The sequence below is a fragment of the Anaerolineales bacterium genome, from assembly GCA_037382465.1.
Taxonomy (GTDB): domain Bacteria; phylum Chloroflexota; class Anaerolineae; order Anaerolineales; family E44-bin32; genus WVZH01.
In genome coordinates, this window is sequence record JARRPX010000006.1 from 20166 (window position 1) to 43060 (window position 22895).

General features: G+C 56.8%; 20 protein-coding genes and 1 tRNA gene. 12 read left to right on the top strand and 9 right to left on the bottom strand.

Annotated elements, in window-relative coordinates:
• Positions 1–42: 42 nt before the first annotated feature.
• The 3 genes from P8Z34_03340 to P8Z34_03350 are packed head-to-tail and all read left to right on the top strand — an operon-like array spanning position 43 to position 2766.
• Positions 43–762, top strand: a complete 720-nt coding sequence (locus tag P8Z34_03340) for a response regulator transcription factor (protein ID MEJ2549700.1) — start codon at positions 43–45, stop codon at positions 760–762.
• The gene (locus tag P8Z34_03345; GenBank protein MEJ2549701.1) at positions 759–1655 is read left to right on the top strand and encodes a HAMP domain-containing sensor histidine kinase; all 897 of its coding nucleotides are present in this window, start codon (positions 759–761) and stop codon (positions 1653–1655) included. Before P8Z34_03340 ends, P8Z34_03345 begins: the two co-directional genes overlap by 4 nt.
• On the top strand, positions 1642–2766 hold the full coding sequence (locus P8Z34_03350) for a DUF5050 domain-containing protein (GenBank protein ID MEJ2549702.1): 1125 nt from the start codon (positions 1642–1644) through the stop codon (positions 2764–2766). The genes P8Z34_03345 and P8Z34_03350 overlap by 14 nt, the downstream gene beginning before the upstream one ends.
• Before the next feature lie 11 nt (positions 2767–2777).
• Here P8Z34_03350 and P8Z34_03355 read toward each other — a convergent pair whose 3' ends face one another.
• From P8Z34_03355 to moeB, 4 genes are all read right to left on the bottom strand, one after another.
• A complete protein-coding gene (locus P8Z34_03355; protein ID MEJ2549703.1) occupies positions 2778–4469 on the bottom strand; it encodes a hypothetical protein in 1692 nt (563 codons plus the stop codon).
• A gap of 15 nt (positions 4470–4484) precedes the next feature.
• A complete protein-coding gene (locus P8Z34_03360; GenBank protein ID MEJ2549704.1) occupies positions 4485–4988 on the bottom strand; it encodes a serine/threonine-protein kinase in 504 nt (167 codons plus the stop codon).
• Positions 4989–5185: 197 nt separating this feature from the next.
• Positions 5186–7381 (bottom strand): right-handed parallel beta-helix repeat-containing protein, encoded by a 2196-nt coding sequence (locus tag P8Z34_03365; GenBank protein ID MEJ2549705.1) that lies wholly within the window; start codon positions 7379–7381, stop codon positions 5186–5188.
• A gap of 221 nt (positions 7382–7602) precedes the next feature.
• Positions 7603–8781 (bottom strand): molybdopterin-synthase adenylyltransferase MoeB, encoded by a 1179-nt coding sequence (moeB, locus tag P8Z34_03370; protein ID MEJ2549706.1) that lies wholly within the window; start codon positions 8779–8781, stop codon positions 7603–7605.
• 238 nt (positions 8782–9019) lie between these two features.
• On the opposite strand from moeB, the gene P8Z34_03375 reads away from it, so the two are divergent.
• From P8Z34_03375 to P8Z34_03395, 5 genes are all read left to right on the top strand, one after another.
• Entirely contained in the window at positions 9020–9841 is an 822-nt protein-coding gene (locus P8Z34_03375) for an N-acetylmuramoyl-L-alanine amidase (GenBank protein MEJ2549707.1), read from the top strand.
• A 2-nt stretch (positions 9842–9843) separates the two neighbouring features.
• Positions 9844–10827: a L,D-transpeptidase gene (locus tag P8Z34_03380; GenBank protein ID MEJ2549708.1), complete on the top strand. Its 984-nt coding sequence runs from the start codon at positions 9844–9846 to the stop codon at positions 10825–10827.
• A gap of 168 nt (positions 10828–10995) precedes the next feature.
• Complete coding sequence (locus P8Z34_03385; protein MEJ2549709.1) at positions 10996–11355, top strand: 2Fe-2S iron-sulfur cluster-binding protein; 360 nt, start codon at positions 10996–10998, stop codon at positions 11353–11355.
• A gap of 6 nt (positions 11356–11361) precedes the next feature.
• Entirely contained in the window at positions 11362–11790 is a 429-nt protein-coding gene (locus P8Z34_03390) for a hypothetical protein (protein MEJ2549710.1), read from the top strand.
• 136 nt (positions 11791–11926) lie between these two features.
• Positions 11927–12763: a tetratricopeptide repeat protein gene (locus tag P8Z34_03395; protein ID MEJ2549711.1), complete on the top strand. Its 837-nt coding sequence runs from the start codon at positions 11927–11929 to the stop codon at positions 12761–12763.
• Positions 12764–12811: 48 nt separating this feature from the next.
• Here the strand turns inward: P8Z34_03395 and P8Z34_03400 are convergent, their stop codons facing one another.
• Positions 12812–13780: a sugar-binding protein gene (locus tag P8Z34_03400; GenBank protein ID MEJ2549712.1), complete on the bottom strand. Its 969-nt coding sequence runs from the start codon at positions 13778–13780 to the stop codon at positions 12812–12814.
• A gap of 283 nt (positions 13781–14063) precedes the next feature.
• Between P8Z34_03400 and P8Z34_03405 the strand changes: the two genes are divergently transcribed.
• Complete coding sequence (locus tag P8Z34_03405) at positions 14064–14645, top strand: class I SAM-dependent methyltransferase (protein MEJ2549713.1); 582 nt, start codon at positions 14064–14066, stop codon at positions 14643–14645.
• Between the two features lie 108 nt (positions 14646–14753).
• Here P8Z34_03405 and P8Z34_03410 read toward each other — a convergent pair.
• A tRNA-Leu gene (locus tag P8Z34_03410) sits at positions 14754–14837 on the bottom strand.
• Positions 14838–15024: 187 nt separating this feature from the next.
• Here P8Z34_03410 and P8Z34_03415 point away from each other — a divergent pair.
• Positions 15025–19071 (top strand): hypothetical protein, encoded by a 4047-nt coding sequence (locus tag P8Z34_03415; GenBank protein MEJ2549714.1) that lies wholly within the window; start codon positions 15025–15027, stop codon positions 19069–19071.
• Between the two features lie 149 nt (positions 19072–19220).
• On the opposite strand, the gene P8Z34_03420 is transcribed toward P8Z34_03415, so the two are convergent.
• The 3 genes from P8Z34_03420 to P8Z34_03430 all read right to left on the bottom strand — a co-directional run bounded on the left by P8Z34_03420 (position 19221) and on the right by P8Z34_03430 (position 21469).
• Positions 19221–20012, bottom strand: a complete 792-nt coding sequence (locus tag P8Z34_03420; GenBank protein MEJ2549715.1) for a hypothetical protein — start codon at positions 20010–20012, stop codon at positions 19221–19223.
• The gene (gene mutM / locus P8Z34_03425; GenBank protein MEJ2549716.1) at positions 20009–20833 is read right to left on the bottom strand and encodes a bifunctional DNA-formamidopyrimidine glycosylase/DNA-(apurinic or apyrimidinic site) lyase; all 825 of its coding nucleotides are present in this window, start codon (positions 20831–20833) and stop codon (positions 20009–20011) included. Before mutM ends, P8Z34_03420 begins: the two co-directional genes overlap by 4 nt.
• Before the next feature lie 75 nt (positions 20834–20908).
• Positions 20909–21469 (bottom strand): ComEA family DNA-binding protein, encoded by a 561-nt coding sequence (locus P8Z34_03430; protein MEJ2549717.1) that lies wholly within the window; start codon positions 21467–21469, stop codon positions 20909–20911.
• Between the two features lie 84 nt (positions 21470–21553).
• Between P8Z34_03430 and P8Z34_03435 the strand changes: the two genes are divergently transcribed.
• Together P8Z34_03435 and P8Z34_03440 are read left to right on the top strand one after the other, a co-directional pair.
• Complete coding sequence (locus tag P8Z34_03435; GenBank protein MEJ2549718.1) at positions 21554–22099, top strand: cob(I)yrinic acid a,c-diamide adenosyltransferase; 546 nt, start codon at positions 21554–21556, stop codon at positions 22097–22099.
• Positions 22100–22104: 5 nt separating this feature from the next.
• The gene (locus P8Z34_03440; GenBank protein MEJ2549719.1) at positions 22105–22833 is read left to right on the top strand and encodes a DUF554 domain-containing protein; all 729 of its coding nucleotides are present in this window, start codon (positions 22105–22107) and stop codon (positions 22831–22833) included.
• The last annotated feature ends 62 nt before the right edge of the window (positions 22834–22895 follow it).

A 22895-nucleotide genomic window follows, 5' to 3' on the forward strand; every position in this document is an offset into this window, starting at 1 on the left:
AAGAGAACAAACGCCTATACTGGCAGGCAGAAAGGTCTACGTATGCCGGAAAATCTCGACACGACCATACTAATCGTGGATGACGAAGATGCGATCCGTTCGGGTTTGGCTTCGGCTTTATCGCGGGCGGGGTTTACCGTCCTGGAAGCAAGCGATGGGGAGCAAGCACTCGAGGTAGTCGAGTCACAAAAGCCGGATCTGATCGTGCTCGATATCCTCATGCCAGTTCTCGACGGACGCGAAGTCTGCAGGAAGCTGCGTCAGGCGGAGAACTGGACTCCGGTGCTCATGCTCACACAGATCGAGGCGACCGGTGAAAAGATTTCGAGTCTCGAAGAGGGCGCAGATGATTACCTCAACAAGCCCTTCGATTCATATGAATTGATCGCCCGCATCAAGGCGCTGCTGCGCAGGCAGGAAGTCGCGGGACGATCCGTGCAGATGGCGCACGTTTTGGTCAGCGGGCGCCTGCGTTTGGAACGCGAAACGCAGCGCGCCTGGCTGGAGGGGCGTGAGATCGCGCTTTCGAACAAGGCATTTGGAGTACTCGCACATCTGATGAGCAGACCCATGGTCGTCGTCACCCGGGAGCAGCTCCTGGATCACGTCTGGGGCTGGGACGATCCAACCGGCATGCGAACGGTAGATGTGCGCGTCGCTGAAATCCGCCGTAAACTCGGGGAAACTGCGACGAGCCCCGAGTTTATCGAAACGGTTGCCGGCGTGGGGTATCGGTTTATCGCTGAGGTAGATTCTGAATGAACCGGCGTAGAATCACCTGGCTCGGCGTATCGATATCCGTCGTCGGCGTGATCGTCGCCTTGGTGATGCGCCTGATGGACACATCACCGCTCATCGCCTTTCACTTTGTCATCGATCCGGCCGTCATCGTATTGCTGCTAGCGCTGTGCCTTTCGACAATCATTCTGGTTGCCAACCTGATTTCATACCGGCAGCATTTGCGTACCGAAAAGGCGCTTGTGGACCTACACGACTCGTTGGAAGAAGAGCGTCGTCGGTTCATCCATCGCCTCGATCATGAGATGAAAAATCCGCTCACGGCTATTCAAGTCCAACTCGACAACCTGCAAAGCAGTGAGGCACTGGATTTCGCGGTCGTTGAAGGTGTACGCAAACAAGTGGAGCGCTTGATCGCGCTCCTGCGGGGATTACGCCGGTTGACGGATCTGGAGACTCGGACGCTTGAAGTCGAAGAAATCGATGTGGAAGAACTACTCGACGAGGTGGTTGAGTTGCTGCAGGCGCCGGAGCGTATCCAACTTGATGTGCAGCACATTCCCTGGTCTGTTCCCCCAATTCACGGAGATCGGGAGCTGTTGCTGGTCGCCTTCCGCAACCTTGTGCACAACGGATTGCGTTACTCGAACGGCGTGATTCAAGTCCGTGCACGCCACACGGCCGGGCATCTTGTGGTCGAGATTATCGATACCGGACGTGGTATTGCTGCGGAAGAATTGCCTTTGGTGACGGAGGAGCTGTACCGCGGAACGAACGTTCACGACCTGCCGGGAAGTGGCCTGGGTCTTTCACTGGTGAAGATAATCGTCGAACGCCACGGGGGACAGCTAGAACTTCGAAGTCGCCCGGAAAAAGGAACCATCGCCACGGTGCAAATTCCGTATGAACAAACGTAGCCCACTGCGGCATATCCTTCTCATCACCGTCCCTGCCGTTTTGTTTTGGTTTGTCGTTGCAGCGATCGCAAGAGACCGAATCGGGGTCGTTATATCGCTGGCTACGCCTACGCCCGAGGGAAGCGTTGCCCTGGTGACTCGCACGGAGACGGCAAGCGCGGGTTTGACCGCTGCGCCCTCGATATTTCTCCCCCAAACAATGGAAGCCATCCTGCCTCAACCGACGGACACAAAGGATGCGAAGACGACGCTTCCTCCCACTTTATTTCCACCGCTCGAACCGGCCAAACCGGGCGCGACACCCGTGGGATCCGGCACGGGAGTCATCGCATTTGTATCGGAACGAGACGGCAATCCCGAAATTTATTCGATGAACATCGACGGAACGGGCATTTCCCGGCTCACCTACAGCGATGCGATCGACGCACAACCGAGTTGGTCTCCCAACGGCCGCAGCATCGCTTTCGTCTCCTGGCGGGACGGAAACGCGGATATCCATCTCATGGACGAAGATGGATCAGATCGACGCCAATTGACCTCCGATCCCGGATACGATGAATTTCCGAGTTGGTCGCCGGATGGCGCCTGGATTGTCTTTGATTCAGACCGTCGGGGGATGTTCCAGATTTATCGAATTCGTCGAGAGGGCACCGGATTGGAGCGTTGGATAGTAGGCTCGAGTGATGATGCCATCGCCAGCCTCTCGCCCGATGGCGACACCATTCTATTCGAATCCCGGCGAGAGAGTGATGCCTATCAGATTTACACCATCGACGTTGATGGCGATGACTTGAGGCGATTGACTCACACCGGCGCCCGCAACGTGAGGGCGGTGTGGTCGCCGGACGGAAATCGAATCGTGTTCATCTCTGCTCGTGAGGGCGTTCCTCAGCTCTACATCATGAATTCCGATGGAACGAACCAGCGCAGATTGACGTACGATCTTGGGACGATCAACTCTCCCGCCTGGTCTCCGGATGGAACGTTAATTCTGTTCAACGCCGATCGAATGGGAAATTTCGACCTTTACGTCATGCGGGAGGATGGTTCGGATGTCCGCCAGATCACAACCCATCCGGCGGATGATTATCAGGGTTGTTGGCAACCCTGAATCGGCGGGCGTTACTCGGGGTTTCCCCAGATGCGCAGTGTGCCATCGTCGCTTCCGATCGCAACGTAGGCTCCATTCGGTGACCAATCCACGTTGTACACCCAGTTGGTATCCGGATTGACTCGCATGATGTCGAGTTTTCTCAGCAGTTCGCCGCCGTCCACGTTCCAGAAATAGATGCTGCCGTCGTTTCCGCTGGCCACGATCATACTTCCGTCCGGAGACCAATCGAAATCCATGATCGACATTGTGTTCCCTTCGAGCATGCGGTCCTGCGCCCAGGTGTCTGTGTTCCAGATCGTGACCGATCCGGCGCCCAGTGCGGAGTAGCTGGCGGCGGCCAATCTGGTGCCGTCAGGAGACCAGGAGACGGCGCGCGACCATTCGCTGTCCGTGCAGCACACGGCACGCTGCATCGCGCCGCTGGATGAGTCCCAGATTCGAATTGTCGAGTCGTTCGCCACGCTGGCGATCTGCCCGGCGTCGTTCGACCAGGCCACGTCGCCGGCGATGAATTTGCGAAACGTGTGGCAGCATATTTCAAGCAGGAGTTCGCCGTTTTCCGTGTCCCAGATCTTGATGCGTTCGTCCCCGCCGGCCGTCGCCAGACGTGAGATGTCCGGCGACCAGCTCAGGTTTACGATACTGCCGGTGCTGGCCTGGAATCGCAGGGTTTCCTCGCCGCTTTCGATGTCCCAAATCTGCACGATCCCGTTTTGATTGCCGCTGGCCAGCATGCTGCCGTCCGGCGACCACGATAATCCTTCGATAAACCAGGTATTGGTTTGCAGCTGCCAGACGATCGAATCGAAGGAGGTGGCGTACCAGACGTTGATGACGCTGTCCTCGTACGCACCCATGTGTTCATCCGAAGCCAGCCAGAGCCCGTCCGGCGACCAGGCGACTTTACGGAAGGAGTTCCCTTCGGCGCTGTACCTGGCCAATTCGGTGATCGTTTGTGGATCGAAAAGAACTCGCGGATTCCGATCATCCTGCGGGGTCACCATTTGGCGGTTCATTTCGTTGGAAACGGCGGATGTGGCCATCAGCGTAGCGGCGATCTGCGCCGGACGCAGCGTTGCGGTCGGAAGATCGCTGGTGAAACGCGTGCTCGATGGCGTGTGGGATGGGATTCGATCCGGCGTGGCGGTTGCTGTTCCGCTGCCACCCGTCATGAGTATCACGATGATGAACGCCGGCAGGAGAACGCCCAAAGCAAATATGGGTATCCATTTCAATTTGCTGCCCGAATCACTCAGACCGGGGATTTCGTGAGGTGGCTTATCGGAGGGCGTTTTCTGTGAGCCGAGATCACCGGATTCGCTTGCGGTTGATTCGAAGCGAAGGGTTTGCTGTGCAGGAAGCGGTTGAGACGCTGCGGTTTTAATTTCAGCAGACGGCGTGCTGGATGTGAGAATTGCATGCTTGAGCGCCTCCACAAGATCGCTCACGGTTTGATAACGATCCTGGGGATCCTTGGCCATGGCGCGTTGGAGCACTCGATCCAATTCGGCGGAAAATCCCGGTTCGACCTCGCGGATACTGGGAACGGGTTCGGTGATGTGCTTGAGGGCGATACCCATGGCGGTATCGGCGTCGTAAGGCGGCATCCCGGAAATGGCTTGAAAGAGGATGGCACCCAAGGCATAGATGTCGCTGCGTCCATCGATGTCTTTCTCGCCCTTCGCCTGTTCCGGGCTCATGTGGGTGGGGGTTCCCTAGACGGCGCTGCCGGTGTAAGCCACACTGGCGTCCCGCAGCTTTACGAGGCCAAAATCCGCCAGATAGGGGAGACCATCCTGATCGAGCAGGATATTGCCGGGTTTGAGATCGCGATGGACGATGCCTTTTCGATGCGCTTTTTCCAATGCCGGAGCGATACGTTCCAGTATTTCGAGCGCTTCGTTGAGCGGCAGCTTTCGACCCTGGAGCAAATCGTCGAGCGAGCCGCCGGGCATGTAGCGCATGACCAGGTATAGTTGGCCGTCCTGCTCTCCGAAGTCGTACACCGGGACGATGGCGGCGTGTTCGAGTGCGGCGAGGGTTTTTGCTTCACGTTCGAATCGGCCGCGGAACTGCGGGTCGTGGAGGAATTCTCGCGGCAGGATTTTAACCGCCACGTCACGGTTGAAGCGGGGGTCATGGGCGAGATAGACGGTTGCCATTCCACCCCGTCCGATTTCCTCTTTGATTTTGTAGCGGCCGATGTATTCTGGAGGCATGCCCCTTTGCCTTGTACTTCAACTCGTCGACGTGCGGGGCGATCGAGTCGGTTTCTTCTGCCGATCTCCCGCTGCGGAGATAACCCTGATTATATATGAGCCTGACGGCAGAATCCAAACCAACGCAAGCGCGGTGCGGACGCATTGTCCACACCGCGCGATTTTGGTGGCCAGAACTATTGGTCGTGCTGGTTTTGTCAATCCTCCGGTGTACAGGGATCGCCGGGTTCTGCACCGTCGGGGCAGGGCGCGACACAAATCAAATCTGCGCTCGTTTGAGCGTAGACGTAGCAGCCTTCCGGTTCGGGTGCGGGCAATTCGGATGGAACGATCACGGTTAAAGCGAGAATGTCGCCCGTGAATTCCACCGTGCTGCCCGCCACCCAGCAATGTCCGTAGGCGCTGGGATTGACGATCCACAGCCAGGTTCCGTCCTCGTTGCGCCCATCGACCTGGGCGCTTTCCCCTTCCATGAGAGAGCCCGTGACTCTGTAGTCCTTGTGCGGTCCCTCGCGGCAGTTGGCGTTCATGATCGCTCTGGCGGTCGTCGACTCACCTTCGTCCTCGGGTTTTGGTGTCGGGGTGGATGTAGGTGCTTGCGGTTCCTGCGGTCCTTCCCCGATCAACCCCTCTTCGAGTTCGAAGGCGCCAATGTCGCATTGCACACCCTGCGGGCGGGCGACTCCGCGTTGATCGCTGGCGGGGCAATCCGCTCCTGCGGCGCCGGCGTCCACCGCCGGACTGGCGGACATCAGGGCGTGAGTCAACGTCGGTCCGCCGTTGGCGGCCAGCGGATCGAGCAAGGGAGCCGTTCCGGGAATGTCGTTCAGTACAGGGTTGAGGCCGCAGGTATTGTCGCTGTCCAGATTGTGACCCAGTGTGGAGAAGCCCGTACCGAAGCAATCCGCCACTGCGTTGTCGGCGATGATGCTGCTCAGCATGCGCGTCACGCCGATGTTGACGTTGGAGATCCCGTGCGACGAATTGCCGGAGACGGTCACGAATTTGAGCAGCGCCTCGCCGTTGTTGGCGATTCCGGCACCTTCGGGGGCGTGGTTGCCGCTGACCGTGCTGTTCACCATCGTCAGACCGCCGATCGTGCCTCCGCCTTCCTGATAGATGCCGCCGCCGCGCGCCGTGGCCGTATTCCCCGAGAGCGTCGAACCCTCGATGGTCAGGATGGCATCGGCGTTGTTCATCAAGCCGCCGCCCCACATGCTGGCTTCGTTTTCCGAGATCGTGCTGTCCTTGATGGTCATTTCGCCGCGCACGTTCCAGATCCCGCCGCCCTTGGGAGAAAGATTCAAGGTGACGGTGCCGTGGGTCAGGCTCATCGTTTCGTAATTGAAGATTCCCGTCTGGATGTGCTCGCTTACGGTCACGTCGGTCAGGTCCATGCTGCCGTAATTTATCACGCCCGAACCGACGTTTTGCAAGATCTGCGTACCGCTGATGATCGCGTTCGAGGCGGGCTCTAGGTTGCAAATCCCGGCGTAGTAATCCGGAGCGGCGTTGTCAGCCACGACGCCGCCGGTCATTTCGAGAACGTCGAAATTCGTGATGCCGCCGCAGTAATCATACGAATTGGTGTTGTTGCGGTAAACGTGGGAATCGGTGAGCGTCATGTGGCCCAGGTTGTACACACCGCCGGCGGCGAAGTTGTCCTGGATGATGGTGTCGTTGATGGCCGCCGTGGCGCCCGACTCGTTGTATATCCCGGAGCCCAGTTCTTCGGAGGTGTTCATGGACACCTGGCAGTTGGACATGGTCAATGTTTCCTGGTTGTAAATTCCGCCGCCGTAGGCGTGATTTCCGGCCGGCAGTTCGGCTTTGTTGAATGACACCTCCACGTTTTTGAGCGTAAGAACGCCGCGATTGTGAATCCCGCCAGCGTTGATCACCCCGGGTCCGACGGCGGTTCCAACGGCGAGGTTTTCCGACACGCTGCTGTCGAAGATCGAAACGACCGCGCCGTTGTCGACCAGAAGCCCACCGGCATTTTCGCCGCTGCCGTTGAAAAGAACCAGGTTGCGGATCGTGAGGTTGATTCCGGGCAACACGGACATCACGGTGCGCTTCCCGTCGCCGTCCAGTTTCACCGCGCCCACGCCTTCGATGGTGAGATCCTTATCGACTACGACGGAGACGTCCGGATCCAGAGCATCGGTTTCGAAGTAATCACCTACCATGATGAATATCGTGTCGCCGTCGACGGCCTTGTCGCTGGCGGCTTCGAGGGTCAGACAGGCGGTTGCGGGGGTGTGACAATCGTTGCTGTTGTTCCCCGTCGTGGCGACGTACCAGATGTGCGGATCGGGCCCGGGAACGCAGGCCACGAGGGCGATGAGTGCGAGCGTGGCAAAAGGGAATGTCAACGCGTTGCGGATTTTCATGGCGGCTCTCCTGTGATGCATGGATAAAATTGAGGCTCGATGGATGAGGCCATTTACCGGCCTCATTCTCTAGAACGCCCATGAGCGGCAATTTGTGACAGATTCGGGTCCAACGTGGGGGATTTTTTCCTTCCCCAGAGGATCGAGTGCGATTCCATGCTGACTCTACGTCGAAGCGTCGGCGATTGTCAAGCCGGTGGATTGAAGAAACGTACGGGCGTTCAGTAGACGGGCTGTGAGGGATCGACCTCCTCGGCCCAGGCGTTGATTCCGCCGCGCAGATTTTTCACGTTCCTGAATCCGGCGCCGCGAAGGATCCCGAGCGCCCGAGCGGAGCGTGTGCCCGCCCGGCAAACCAGAACGATCGGCGTCTCGCGGTCGAATTCGTCCATCGCAGCGGCGAGTGAACCCAGGGGGATCGAATCCGCTCCGGCGATGTGCGAAATTTCGAGCTCGTGAGGCTCGCGTACGTCGATCAAGCGAATCCGGCCCTTACCCTTCAGGCGGTCGGCCAACTCGCTTGCATCGATTTCCCGCTCCGCCGGCAGCTGCTCCGCCGCCGAATCGCGCTCGGTGATACCGCAGAAGTCTTCGTAGTCGATCAGTTCACGGATTTCCGGTTCACGTCCACAGATCGCGCAGCGCGGGTTCTTCTTCAGGCGAATGTCGTCGAAACGCATGGCGAGGCTGTCGTAAATCAGCAGATGCCCGATGAGCGTTTCTCCAATCTCGAGTATCAGTTTCAGCGTCTCGGTGGCCTGGATCGTGCCGATTACGCCGGGAACTACGCCGAATACGCCGCCTTCGGCACAGCTCGGGACCAGATCGGGTGGAGGCGGTGCAGGAAATATACAGCGGTAGCACGGGCCGCGTTGGCTCCAGAATACGCTCGCCTGACCTTCATAACGGAACACCGATCCGTAGACGTCCGGTTTGCCGCTGAGTACGCAGACGTCGTTCACCAGGTAGCGGGTGGGGAAGTTATCGCTGGCGTCGACGATCACGTCGTACGGTTGACTGATTTTCAATGCGTTGCCGGCGGAGAATATTTCGTCGTAGATGTCCACCTGGATCTGGGGGTTTATATCCAGTAAACGTGACCGGGCGGATTCAACCTTCCGTTCCCCCAGGTTCGACGATCCGTGCAGTACCTGGCGGTGCAGGTTGGTAAGTTCGACTTCGTCGTGATCGACCAGCCCGATGCGTCCTACGCCCGCGGCGGCAAGATAGATCGCTGCCGGGGATCCCAATCCACCTGTGCCGACGATCAGCACGGCAGCCGATTTCAATTTCCGCTGGCCGGTTAGGCCGATTTCCGGCAGGAGCAATTGTCGCGAATAACGCCGGAATTCGTCTGCGGAAAGACCGGAAATCATGCGGGGTTTCTGGGAGCCGGACATGGTTGCACCTCGTGCTTATTTATATCCTTTCCGGGTAGACATGTAAATCGTCAGCGGTTTGGTTTATTATTTGCATCTACTTCTCGATGAAGGCGAACCCGTGAAGCGGCATTTGACCTCATGATTCCGTCCACCGTATCACCCCCGGGTATAATGCCAAGTATCCTCTGGAATTGCGGGTATGGGCGACCGGAGTGCTTGCGGAGACGACCTCTCCCGAGTAGGATAATAAGCCATTATGTCGCAGCGCCGTATGCTCCACACTCAATCTCCACCGCTCGAGCCGATCACGGGTCGAGTGATGCGGCATCTGGCGGTGACGTTTCTGGTGGCCGGCGCGCTGGCCACGGTGTTCACCGCATGGACTCCGGCCAGCCTCGATCCGGACGAACTCGCCGGTCAATTGGCCGCTGCGTTGGAAGACGAGTCGGAAATTCCGCCGGCATTAAGTGGATCGGAGGGGCTGGTGTCGGAGGATGGAAGACTTCGCATCGGAATCGTCGCCGGACACTCGGGGCTGTATCCGGAAACCGGTTCTCTGGATCCCGGCTCAATTTGCGAGGACGGCCTCACGGAAGCAGAAGTGAATGCGCAGATCGCCTCTTTGACGGTCAAATACCTGGAGGCGGCAGGTATGCAGGTGGATCTGCTGGAGGAATGGGATCCCAGGCTGCAGGGCTATCGCGCCGTCGCGCTGGTTTCGATCCATGCGGACTCCTGCCTGCCGATCAACGAGTATGCGACCGGTTTCAAGGTGACGGCCGCGGTCGATACGATCGTCCAGGATAAGGCGCAGCGCCTGGTGGCTTGCATCATCGATCGCTACGGCGCAGCGACGGATCTGTATTTCCATCCCGGCAGCATCACCCGGGACATGACGGAGTATCACACCTTCCACGAGATCAACGGCCAGACGCCGGCCGTGATTATAGAGACCGGCTTTCTCTATCTCGATCGCGATTTCCTCACACGCAGTCCGGATCTCGCCGCACGCGGCATCGCCGACGGCATCATGTGTTACGTGAACAACGAGCCAACGGATCTGAACGGCGAGAATTAAGCATGGAATCGGGAATTCCCGGAAATGGGTATTCGAATCACATCGCGCTGCTTCAGGAAGCGAAGCAGGCTTTCATCGCGGGCGAAAACCAGAAAGCGCGGCGCTTGTGCCGACGGGCGATCCAGCTCAAACCAAAGGACGAATTGCCCTGGATCCTGCTGGCGAAATATTCGGAGCCTCGGACGGGATTGGAGTGCCTGGCGCGTGCGCTGGAGATCAACCCCAAGAGCCGGGTTGCCCGCAAGATGATCCGCGAATTGATCCGCCGCATGCCGGGCAATCAACGCCAGGAAGCCTTCGAAGAAATCACATTCCCCGAATCATTGGCGCACGAACTGCTCCCCTCCGATGCGCTGACGCTGCGCCGTTTACTTTCGTCTCGTGTGGTTATCATCGCCTTTGCGATCGTGTTGACGGCCGGAATTTGGCTGGGAGGACAACCGGTAGATGCGCTGCAGCCGCAGATGTCATCGGTGGATCTTGTTAAAGCGACTTTGACGCCCACCCACACGTTGACGCCTACCCCGACGCTGACGCCCACACCGACGCTGACGCCCACGCCAACACTGACTCCCACCCCGCGCCCGGCGGCGTCTTCGCACTACACGACCAACCCGGAAGACCTTGCGGACGAAGGACGTTGGATCGACGTCGATCTGTCTGCGCAGCGCGTGACCGCCTATGAAGGTACGACGGCGGTGAAGACGTTCATCGTCTCGACCGGCGTGCGCGCACATCCAACCGTAACCGGGCAGTACCGCATTTATCGAAAATACGTCTCCACGCCGATGGCGGGGCCGGGATATTACCTGCCCGGAGTCCCCTTCACGATGTATTTCTATAAAGGCTATGCTTTACACGGAACCTACTGGCACAACAACTTCGGAACCCCGATGAGCCACGGCTGCATCAACCTGCGCACGCCGGACGCAGAATGGCTGTTCGACTTCGCTTCGGTCGGCACGCTCGTCAACGTCCATCCATAGGCCGCCGCTGACTCCGGCGCATATGTTCTCGAACGTCCGTGACTCCCGTTGATTCTTGCTTCCCTGAATCTTTGCCGTATGCGAATATCGCTTCACCCGGCAGTCGTTGTTTTCAGCGTATATTTGGTAATATTTAATCGTTCAGATTTTACAGGTTGGAGAAATCTCATGCCCAATGTAACTGTTGAAGGCTACGGAACGTTCGAGGTCCAGAAAGGTACACGCCTGGTGCGCGCCATAGAAAAAAACGGCGTCGATATCCTGCATCGCTGCGGGGGACACGCACATTGCACGACGTGCCGCGTGGAGTTCCTCGAGGGTGAACCGCAGCGCCGTACAGCTGCCGAGCGTGATAAATTGAAAGAGAAGGGTGAGAGTGGGATTCGTCTTTCCTGCCAGTGCCTCGTCGAGTACGACATGAAGGTGCGGGTGTTGAACACGCTGCGAAGTACGGGACTGGACAGCCCGGGAGACACACCGGAAGACCATATCACCCCCGAACCGGAGTGGGTCCCGCTTTCGGAGTAAGATGTCGTGAGTAACAAAGCGTTGTTCGAAGGGCTCGTCATCGACGAATACGACCGCCCCGTCGATGTCGCCATCGTGGGCGGTGAGGCATTCTACGTCGTCGATGATGATGGATTCCAGCGTCACATCGAAAGCGAGCACGTCGACCGCCAGGTGCTCGAACATTTCCGTGAGATGATTGAGGGCCACGAAGACCTGGTGACCGAGGGCACCATGGATATGATCGGTCAGGACGATATCTTTACCAAGGCCATGATCGAAAATCAACTCAAGAACATGGCTTCCCAATTCGATGCCATTCTCGAACAAGGTCTGCCGGACGAAGCCCGAGCGTATCTGGGCATGCTCGGTTTCCGCGTAGTCATCGATATGCGCGGGGATGTCGTTCGAGTCGACCAGCCGCAGGCGCCAGAATCCGGGGAACCCTACGATTGATGCGGTAAACACGACCCATTTGTAATAAGCAACCCGGGCTCCGCGTTTCGGACGAGCGCCGGGATGCTGGAGCATCTTCATGAAGGACGGTGCTAGAGTATAATCGTATGCAACATTGTGTAAATTGGAGTGCGTCGTGACTCTGTCCGAATATATTCTCGACGTTTCTGAGGGAACTTTTGAAAACGATGTGCTCATGCGTTCCCATGAGACTCCCGTCATCGTGGATTTCTGGGCCGAATGGTGTGCGCCCTGTAAGATGCTCGGACCACTGCTGGAGCGTCTGGCGAACGAATGGGGCGGCTCGTTCTTGTTGGCGAAGGTCGACGTCGATGAAAACCCGAATTTAGCCATTCGCTACGGCGTCCAGGGAATCCCGGCCGTCAAGGCGATCCAAAATGGGGAAGTCGTTTCCGAATTTGTTGGTGCGCAGCCCGAATCGATAGTACGAAGATTCGTTCAAAACCTGGTGCCCAGTGAGGCGGACAAGGCCGTCGCTGAAGCACAATCCTTGCTGGCTACGCGGCATTGGCCGGAAGCCGAAGATGCTTTTCGCGAGGTGCTCGAGCAGGACGAGAGCAACGCCACCGCGGCGTTGGGTTTGGTGAAAAGCTTGCTCATGCAAGGCAAGGGGAAGGAATCGGGCGAGATCCTGGCCGACTTTCCGGCCGGAACGGAATGGCCGGTTGCAGAGAGTCTGAGACCGTTGGCGGATGCACTCGTCGAAGCCGAGGGAGCCGAGCAGTCAGCCGATGAGGAAACGCTCAGTGCGCGCCTGCATCGTGCGGCAAATCTGATTGCGCGCGGCAATCTACCGGCCGCGATGGACGGTCTGCTGGACATCCTGCGTGAGGATAAAACCTACCGCGGCGGTCTTCCCAAACAGATCATGCTGGCGCTGTTCGTGTTATTGGGGGATCAAGATCCGTTGACGCGAGAATATCGAGAAGAACTCGCTTCCGTTCTATTCTGATCGCTGCTTTTTACCGCCGGATTTCGATCATTTTCCGGTGGATGTTGGTTATTGGGGAGGTTCCAGAATCAACGTCCCCCAGGTCGTGGGATCGGTCGCGCGGCGCGTGTTGACGTTGGAGATCATCGACTGCCAGGTGGAGACGCCCACGGTGTCGTTATCAGAGAGCGACAGGGCGAAGCCGAAATGGCTGCCTGCCGTGGGGGTCAATCCAAATGCCGACCAGGGAATCTTTGCTTCCAGATTGTAGTCGTTTCCATCTTTCTGAGCGGCGATGTCCGCGCTGCTGACCCAGGCTTCCAGGCTTCGCGGGAACCAGCGATAGACTTCGGGATCAAGAGAACCGAAGTTGCCTGGCGAGAGACCGATCTGGTAATCGTCCTGGCTCATGGTGGCGGTGTAAAAATCACCGGCCAGGTCGGTGTCGAGTTGGATTTCGACGTCGTCACCTTTATACATGTAGCGTCCCCACGAAGTCTGTACGAAAGTATCGTCCGTCCGCTTCAATCCGATATAGAGATAATCCGCATCCCAGGCGAGGTAGAACGTCGCCGATGCGTCGCTCGGTCCGCTCCAGCCGCTTCCTGCGTACGGAACGGTTTCGTCCGCCGTATATGCCGTCGTGGTCCACTCGCCCAGGTCGCCGTCGATCGTGATCGTGGCCGTGCGATAAGCGGCGATAACCTGGGTGCCGTTCGATCTCGAATCAAGGGTGCTCGATGTGGCATCGGGGATGCTCGTGTCGAACGGCGTTTCATCCGATTCCTCGGGTGTGGTTGTTGCCGTGGCTTGTTGGTCTTCGGGAGGTGTGAGCGGCGTCTCGCCGGTGAGCACGACGACCGGTGTGTCCGTGGGAGACTCTACGTAGGGAGTCGATGGAGTGGAGAAAATGGCCGTGTGGGTTAAATTCGGCGTGGGAAACGAAAAAGGAGTAGGTGATGCGGCGCCAGGCAGGGTGCATGATACGATGCTGGATGCAAGCATGAAGTACAGCAGCAGACGTGCGGACTTTCGCATGTGTTCCCTCCGGCAGGGCGAAAGAGCCAACTGCTTCCGATTGTACAACGTTAATTCCTGCCAGGAAACCAATCTAAACCCGAGCCTTCAATAAAGCATCATGCAGCACCTTTTTCGTCCGTGCTGGATGAAGATCGATTATCTTGACACAACCATAGTTGTATATATACTAGCTAGTAGTTAGATATAGAACAACTATTATAACTGCAAGTAGAATCTGTAGCTGAAGATGGTACTTGATGATCCAGAAGCGGATTCTCGGCAGTATAAGGAGACAGGAACTATGCGATTGAGTCCACGTGAGTTCAAGGGAATGCAAAGTGCGTTACGCCGTTACCTGCAACGCACGATCGAGTATCCAAAATTCAAACGTATGGGGTTGACTCAGGAGAATCAATCGATACTGGAAATCGGATGCGGCTCGGGATATGGTGCTGCGTTGCTGCTCTCCCTGAACCCTGTGAAGTACGTCGGGGTCGACCTGATGTCAGAACAGATCGAACTTGCACAGCAACGCAATCTACCCAATTGTGAGTTTCTGGTCCGTGATGCTTCTGATTTGAGTGAATTTGACGATGGGAGCTGGGACACCGTCGTCGTTTTTGGTGTTCTCCATCACATCCCTGCTTGGCGAAGTGTGATCGATGAGATACGCCGTTTATTGCGGCCGGGGGGGATTTTGTTCATCGAAGAACCGGATCTCGATGTGATTCGTATTTGGGATCGATTGTTTCATTGGGGTCATCCAACTGCGTTCGGCTTGAAAAACTTCGAGGAATACGTCAAAGCTGTCGGATTGTCCATCGAGGAAAAAAGCAGATTGATTGCAGGCTTTTTCGCATACCGAATCGTAAGATCCGAATAACCGAAAGATTGTGCGTTGAAGTCGATCAAGGTTTCTGCGCAGGTATGCGGGGACATGAGCACACCTGAATTCTGATCCCTGTTTCTGTCGATCACTTTAGATGGTTTGTGGGGCGGGTGGGATTCGAACCCACACGCTCTCGCGAGCAGAGGATTTTAAGTCCCCGGCGTCTGCCAATTCCGCCACCGCCCCGAACTGATGTTATTGTAGCCGGACAGGGCGAAGCGTCAAGGTGCCGTTCAACGACCGTACGGGCATTTTACACTTCATCCTCTGGTCCAACCTGTAGGAAATTGGGATTTACGGCGGAGTTTTCCCCATTGAATTGGACGCCATGGCGTGAGTGGCGCTATGCTATAATGCCAAACGGAGTCGAAAAATGCTGAAATCGCTTACGCGCATTTTCGGGGGCGATCCCATCCGGCGGCAGCTCGAGAGTTACAGCGATGCTGTGGCCCGGATCGACGCCCTCGAAAAAGAGATGAAAACGCTTTCCGACGAGGCTTTACGAGCGAAGACGGATGAATTCCGTTCGCGCCTGGTAGATGGAGAGACGCTCGACGAACTGCTTGCGGAGGCTTTCGCAGTCGTACGGGAAGTGTCCGTGCGTACTGTCGGATTGCGTCATTACGATGTCCAGTTGATCGGCGGCATCGTACTGCACGAAGGTAAAATCGCAGAAATGAAAACGGGTGAGGGCAAGACGCTCGTGGCGACGCTGCCCATCTATCTCAACGCTCTGGCCGGCAAGGGAGTCCATCTGATCACGGTCAACGATTATCTTGCCCGCCGTGACGCGCGTTGGATGGGTCCGATTTTCGATTTTCTCGGCCTCAGCGTCGGTGTGCTGCAGACCGCCTCGCGTTCGGAAGGGGGACGTAAAGCGTTGATGTACGCACCGGAGAAGGAATCCTCGCAGGAAGACGTCCACCAACTCGAACTCGTGGACCGCAAGCTGGCCTACACCGCCGATGTGACCTACGGCACGAACAACGAGTTTGGGTTCGATTACCTGCGCGACAACATGGCGCGCACTTTGGAGGCGCGCTCGCAGCGGGGACATCACTACGCCATCCTCGACGAGGTGGACAACATCCTCATCGACGAGGCGCGCACGCCGCTGATCATTTCCGGGCCCGCACAGGAAGATCCGGAAATGTACATCCAGATGGCGGCCGTGGTGAAGCAGATGAACGCCGAGGATTACGAGATCAACGAACGCGATCGCAGCATCTCGTTGACCGAACTTGGAGAGGATCACGCGGAGAAGATCATGGGCAGGTCGCTGCGCGATCCCGACCGTCCTGAAGACATCACGCCGGAACAGGCGCGATTAATGGGTCATCTCCAGCAAGCACTCCGGGCGGAACACCTGTTCAAACGCAACAAGGAGTACGTCGTTCAAGGCGGGCGAGTCATTATCGTGGATTCGTTCACCGGCAGATTGATGCCCGGACGCCGGTGGTCGGATGGCCTCCATCAGGCCGTCGAAGCCAAAGAGGGCGTCCGCGTGCGCCAGGAGAACGTCACCTACGCCACAATTACGCTGCAAAATTATTTCCGCAAGTACGACAAACTCAGCGGCATGACCGGTACGGCTTTAACCGAGGCGGAAGAATTCAACGAGATTTACAACGTAGACGTCGTGCCCCTGCCGATGAACCTGGAATACCGTGCGGAGCAGCCGGGGTCCGATCTCGTGGAAGTGGAATATCGGGAGAATGGCAATCAATTTTCTTACTACGCCGCTGCGGACGATGCCGATGAAACACCGCTTTTCTGGCGGCGTAAAGATTATCCGGACATCGTCTACCGGACGGAGGAAGCCAAACTACGTTCCGTAACCTCGGAAATCCTCAAGCGTTGTACGCTCGGCCAGCCGCTGTTGGTCGGCACGACGTCCGTGGAACTATCGGAAATGCTGTCCAAACGGCTGCGCTCGGAACCCTTGCAGCGAGCCGCAATGATCTCGATTTTACGCCGAGTCTACATGGAAGCGAACGACATACCTGCAGAGGGGATGCGGATTGCCGAACTCGAACCGCTGAATAAGCCGCTCGACGAACTCAGGGCATCCGATTTGCGCTCGTTTGCCCGGGATTTAGACCTCAATTTGAATCCCACTCGTCCGGAAAACCTCGAACGGTTGGCCAGTATTCTCGATCTGGATTCGAACCATCACGAACACCTTGCCGAGCTGCTGCGCAGCGGGATTTCCCACAATGTACTCAATGCGAAGAAACACACAGAGGAATCACAGATCATCGAGGGGGCCGGGGCGAAGGGATCGGTTACGATCGCGACCAACATGGCCGGTCGAGGTGTCGACATCGTGCTCGGCGGAAGTCTGCCAGACGAAGTCGCCCAGCGTGTGACCCGCGTAGCGCGCGACAGCTACGAACGGGCGGGCCGGATGGAGGAGCGCGAGGAGATGGCGCACCTTTTACGCGCCGGCTCCGGATCGGGTTATGGGAAGGCTTCGCACATCCAACGCCTGGAAAAATGGCGGCGAGAATTTGCCGATTTAGACCATTCCGAAATGGGCATCTACGAGGCGGATGTAGAAGCGTTCGATCGATTCATCCTCGATCGCGAGCACGTCCTGAAAGCGGGGGGATTACACGTTCTCGGCTGCGTACGCCATGAAGCACGCCGGATCGATAATCAGCTGCGTGGCCGCGCCGCGCGGCAGGGAGATCCCGGTTCGTCTCAATTCTTCCTCTCGCTGGAAGATGACCTGATGCGCTTGTTCGGCGGTTCCCAGGTTTCCAATTTGATGCAGCGCCTGAACATCGATGACGCCATGCCGATTGCCCACAACATCGTAAATCGCGTCATCGAGCAATCTCAGGGCAGGGTGGAAGGCGCGAATTTCGACGTACGTAAACACCTGCTCGAATACGATGACGTGCTCAACCAACAGCGCGAGGTGTTTTACTCGCAGCGGGATCGGGTTTTCACCAAGGGCGATTTGAGTGAAGACATTAATGAAATGCTTCGATTCGAAGTCGAGCGGCATGTGGAATCCCGTTTCGATGATGAGGATGGTGATTGGAAATTGCTCGCGTGGATGGAAGAGATTCAGCCCTCGTTGAACGTCGATACGGTTGATGCCTATCCTTCCTACATGCTGCGGCTTATTCTCGATGAACTCGGGAACATCGAGGATGGGGAATCCCTTTTCCAGGCCTTGGTGGAGGTTGCCCGGCAGGCTTTGAACACCCAGCACGATCATGTACGGCAGGCGGTCGTACAGCAGATCGATCGCACCCTCGAGCGCCTCGACGATCAAGTCGATCAGCGTGTTGAAATGGCGGAGATGGCGATCGAAGGTGCGCTGCTCGAAGCGGAAGAAACAGGCGAGGATGTGAATCCCAACGCCCTGGTACAGGCGGTGGAAAAGGCCACCGGTGTACACATCAAGATGGAATCGGACGCCCTGAATCAAATCCGCGAGAATCCCGATAAGTTCCGTAAATTGGTGCCTCAATTGATCGAGGGCGGCCTGGGAATTCGTGTGTGGTCGGGTTTGGTCCAATCTGCTGAACGCCGGATCGGCGAAGCGTTGGACATGGAATATCAAATAACGGCCCCGATCGATTGGTACGAAGCCGGCCAACTACTCCTGGCCGCCGTCGATCGTATCGGGTTGGGTAAGACGGAGCGTTTGCTGGCGGATGTGGAGCGCGACTTGCGCAGCGCTCTGGAACGCCTGAAAAAGGTCGATGAGCCGTTAATTCTACGCTTGCTTGTGAGAATGAGTTTCGGGCGGCAGGCATACTTTGACAAGAAGACCCACCAGCGCAAATCGGCGCTCGTTGCACGCCTCACGTATCCATTTTATGCCGCTCACTATCTGGACAGCCGCGGCGCCGAAGATTTGACCGATGAGATCATGTCGCATCTTGAAGGCGCACGTCAGGCACTCATTCGCAGCCTGGGACAGGGTGAATCGACGCGCCTGGCGCATATCAAATTCGAAGATTACGAGGAAGCAATTCGAGTGAGTATGCTGCGTGAGCTCGATCATGAAATCTACGAAAAGCTTGCCAACGGCCAATCCATTGCCTCCCTGGACGAGCCATCTCAAGCGCAAATCGCTGTCGTATTGGGCAGCCGATTGTTGACCGAAAGCCACCGCAGGCTGATCCTTTCGGTGGGCGATGGACTCTGGATCGATTATCTGACCCAGATGGAAGCGCTGCGTACATCGATCGGATTGGAAGCCTACGCTCAACGCGATCCTCTCGTGCAATACAAGAGCCGCGCGTTTGATATGTTCGCCGAATTGCTCGCCACGATGCGTGCGGGAGTGGTCACGCGGATGTTCCGCGTACGAACTGCCGCGCCTGCACAGGCCGCCCCTGGACGTTCGACTTCAGGTTCACGAAGTACAAAGAAAAAACGACGACGTCGTCGTCGGTGATACATACGCCGCATATTCGTGATTTTCACACGGCCGGGATCAGTCCAAACTCGTGCTCGAGGACATCCAGGGCTTCATCAACCGCTGACAGTTTGTCGCTGGGGAATCACCGGGAATACGTCTCACAGTGCGGGATCGATCCGCATTTTCTATTGAAGTGCCTCCCACTTTGAAACGGCTTCCTTTATCAGCTTGCTTACTTTTGGATCAGGCACTTCCTCGATCGCATAGCTGTTGTTGTCAATGAGCACGTGCACGGTTTCGTCCGGACCTTCATACAATTTGATCCGTCTTTGCTCATTTTCAATTTCCGCCAGATTTTGCTGCAGGAAGTGGTCGATCTGTTCAACCATACTGCGGGGCTTACTCTCGAGCATATCGCCCGTCTTCGCTTCGATACCTTGATCTTGATCTTCCACGTCCCTGAGCCATGCGGTTAGATCGACGGCAGCGTATTCGACCCTGCTCCAATCGGGCGAGTCGTGAAGATCTTGCGACGAATGGTACTCGTGATCGCCGACCTTTACGATAAGGTTTCCTTTTTCTTCGTTGCGCAGAAGCGTCAGAACGTTGATTCGGTTGCTGGTGGGTGGGCTTTTTTCGATGACTTCTGTTTCCGCTTCAAGTTCTTCAACGGCCTCTTCTTGAGGTTCGGCAGGTTCATCAGCCTTACTGTGTCCGAGCACCCATTTCCTTACCTTCTGGAGCGAGGCGGCGAGGATTTCTTTGTAATCCTTGTCTTGTTCCTTTCCCGCTTCTTCTTCCTTGGGCTGTTTTTCCTGCGCCTGATCATCTTCCGCAACATCCGCCTCCAGCTCCGCTTTGGCTTTCTTCTTGGCGGCTTTTTGCTGCTCTCGTAAAATGGTGAACGCCAACAGGGCAACGAAACCCCCGAGGCTCATCATGACGATGCCGACCAACAACTGGTTATCGGGATTCATATACTTGCCTCCGGTTGGCATTTCGGACAGAAATGCGTGCCTCGTTGCCCGATTACCATGCGTTCGATCGGCGAACCGCAAGTCGCACACGCTTCACCCGCTCGCTGGTAGACGCGAAAGTGGTTTTGAAATTCGCCCCCACGGTATACCCAATCGATACTGGCGCCGTTGCTTCTGATTCCGCTCTTCAAGGTATCTCGTATCCCCTTCCAGAGTGCTTGGACCTCATCCGGCTCGAGGGAATCGCTGCGTCGAAGGGGGTGGACGCCTGCGCGGTGCAAAGCTTCATCGGTGTAAATGTTGCCGAGACCCGCCAGAAAGGTCTGGTCGAGCAGCAAGGATTTAATGCGTCGTTTTCTCTTGTGCAGGTCTTCCATCAAACGTTCCCAGGTGAAGCTTGAGCTTAAGGGTTCGGGACCGAGGTCTCCGAAAATTTGCTGCTCATCATCCACGAGATAAACCCGTCCGAACTTCCTAACATCATTAAACCGAAGTTGATAATGATTCTCAAGGAAGAAAATAGTGTGATCGTGCTGGTCGCGCGGTGTGTCGTTCGACACGATGGAAAGGTCACCGCTCATGCGCAGGTGAATGATCAGGTTTCCGCGATCGAGAAGGATGTGGATGAATTTTCCCCGGCGCCCGACGTCGCGGACGAGGCGGTTGCGGATACGCCGTCGAAAGGTCGATTCCGACGGCGTTTGGATGTGGCGCGGCCAGTGTAGCGAAACGCGTTGAATTCTTTGCCCTATCAACGAGGGATCACGATCGCCTTCGCGAAGGATTCTGGCGATAGTCTCAACTTCGGGTAATTCCGGCATACGCTGGCATTATACCGTCCGAAGACAGAACAGCAAGTGAATTGCTGGTCACATCGTTCGCCTTCGATCATTTATCTAGCGAACGCAGATGAGATCCCGGATTTGGTCGAATTTCGCCGATCCGATGCCCGAAACGTGTGTGATGTCCTCGACTTTCCCGAAGGGACCATATTTTTCCCTGTATTCGACGATCTTCTGCGCCAGACTAGGCCCGATGCCGGGGAGTCTCTCCAATTCCGGCGCGGTTGCCGTGTTGATGTCGAGTAAATCATGGGCCGACGCATTGGTTTCGGGGCGCGCAATGCTGGTCGGATCGCTGGCATCCACCTGGATGGGCACGGTGATTTGTTCCCCATCCGACAAAGTCGAGGCGAGATTGATCCTATCCATGGCTGCGTTGTCCAGCGCGCCGCCCGCTTTTTCGATCGCCTGGCGGGCGATCGATCCGTCAGGCAATTCGTAAACTCCCGGATTGGCCACCGCGCCGGCAACATGAACTCGTATCGGACCCGGCGTCGGCGGCGGCTCCAGAACTACGGGCGTTCCACGCGGTTCGGAAATGAACAGGATCAGCAGTCCGGTTGCGAGTAATCCGCTGAGCAGTCCTCCGAGAAAAGTGCCAAGCTTCTGCAGCATATTCAATCCCCCTCTAGTTGCGATCCGAGTGTTTCCATTATAGGCAAAATACGCAAGGTCGATCAAACCGGCTATAATCAACGTATGTCTTCAGAGAAACGGACGGGCGACGACGGTTTTACAAATCTACTCGGTGACGAACGCGTCGCCAAACATCACCTTCGACCGAGCAGTTACGGTACGGTCGATGAATCGTCTGCCGCGCTGGGGCTGGCGCGTTCGTTTGCGCTCTCGGACGACACGAAAGATGTGATTCGCGCCGTTCAAAAAGACCTCTACCACATGATGGCCGAACTCGCTGCCACGAAAGCGGCGGCTTCCCGTTTCCGAGATATCGACGAGGACCGGGTTGGCTGGTTGGAACGAGAGATCGCAGGATTCGAGCAGAAGATCGAAATTCAGAAGGATTTTGTGTTGGTTGGAGATTCGCCGGCCGCCACGGCGCTCGATCTGGCGCGGGCGATCGTGCGCAGGGCGGAACGCAGCGTGGCTAAATTATCGCACGAGAATGAAATCGACAACGCCCAGGTCCTTGCTTACCTCAACAGATTATCCCATCTGTGTTTCGTGCTCATGTTGTGGGAGGATCATCTGGCCGGCAACGAGAAACCGCAGCGGACGAAAGAGTAGACCTCGTGCTCGGAACCTTGATTAACATCGCAAGCGTCTTCGTGGGCAGCACCATCGGGATTCTATCCGGACAGCGGTTTCCTGAACGAGTACGGCAAACCGTGATCGCCAGTTTGGGGGTCTTCACGATGGCGGTTGGCGTCAGTTTGTTCATCGACAGTATGGGAGTCGACGGGGAGAATGTGCTCGTCCCACTGATCAGCTTGCTGGTCGGGGGGATTCTGGGGGAGTGGTGGCGTATCGAACGGCGCTTGAAGTCGCTCGGAGCGTGGCTCGAGGCAAGATTCGCGGCCGGCGAAGGTGAGGCGGTTGGCGAGAATCGCTTCGTGCGCGGGTTTCTTTCGGCCAGCCTGCTCTTCTGCGTTGGTCCCATGACCATTCTCGGATCGATACAGGACGGTCTGACCGGAGATTACCGCCTGCTCGTGATCAAATCCGTACTGGATGGTTTCGCTGCGATTGCTTTGGCATCCACGCTGGGTATCGGCGTGATGTTTTCGGTGATCGTGATACTGCTCTATCAGGGGGGAATCAGTCTACTCGCGGCGCAGGCCACCGCTTTTTTCAGCGATATCATGCTGGCGGAACTGACGGCAGTGGGCGGGATCCTGCTGTTGAGTTTGTCGATCGGTTCGATACTCGAGCTTCGCCCAATCCGCTCCGGCAATTTACTCCCGGCTTTGCTTGTCGCACCGATCCTGGTGCTCGTGTTTCAAGCGTTGGGGATCGGTTGAATCCCGGAATCTTTCACGATCGCTAAAATCGGGCGGATCGAAGAAAAGGATGATATCTCTCG